This window comes from Dermacoccus sp. MPR-E5 (genome assembly GCF_058809565.1).
The window spans coordinates 1-736 of the sequence record NZ_JBXASS010000047.1; the positions used below are offsets into that span (position 1 = coordinate 1).

Annotated in this window: 1 protein-coding gene; it reads left to right on the forward strand. The window is 61.1% G+C overall.

Annotated elements, in window-relative coordinates; all coding sequences use genetic code 11:
* Positions 1-243: 243 nt before the first annotated feature.
* Positions 244-678 carry a hypothetical protein gene (locus AC1RS9_RS14510; protein ID WP_492921986.1) on the forward strand — a complete coding sequence of 145 codons (435 nt, stop codon included), beginning with the start codon at positions 244-246 and terminating at the stop codon, positions 676-678.
* The last annotated feature ends 58 nt before the right edge of the window (positions 679-736 follow it).

Consider the following 736-nt stretch of genomic DNA (forward strand, 5'->3'; position numbering starts at 1 on the left):
GAGTACGAGACCATCATGACCACAGCGGCCACCCAGGCCGCATGACCAACATGTCACCTATCCGTGCAGCAGTCCCCCCCGACCGAGCGCGTGCGTTGACGAAGATAGCTCGCAGCTGGCTGAGGTCCGGATCCATGTTTGATTGGGGCACAGCAACCACACAAAGCGGCTTCACCCGAAGACGCAGTACACGTACATATACTTTTATTGACCGTGGCCCGCCGAACCGCTCCCGGAGTCTCTATGCGCACCGCCTATCCGATATCAGCCGTCACGGCGCTTGTGAGCGTTGCCCTGACCGCCTGCTCAGGTGGGGACACCTCCAGACCTGATACAACAACCCACACTGCAACCATTTCCATGGCCCAGGCCCTCGCCTCCGACAAGGAAGCCACGCGTGCGTGCAAGACACTTCTCGGGGACGGCAAACAGCTAGCGACATGGGCTGATCTAACCGGTACCAACTACCGTGTCGCCGGTGCCCGCGGGGTTAAGGGTGAGATGTCCGAGCGAGCGATCACGTGCTCAGTCACCGACACCACCGAGCCCGGCAACCGGGCGTACCTCAAACTCTTCGGCCCGGGCAGCAGTGAGTACTTCACGCACGAGGTTGACGAGGGCAGCAACCACGACGGCGCCAACGTGGTTTCGGCAAACAAGGGACTGCTGCACGGATAGGTGACATGTTGGTCATGCGGCCTGGGTGGCCGCTGTGGTCATGATGGTCTCGTACTCG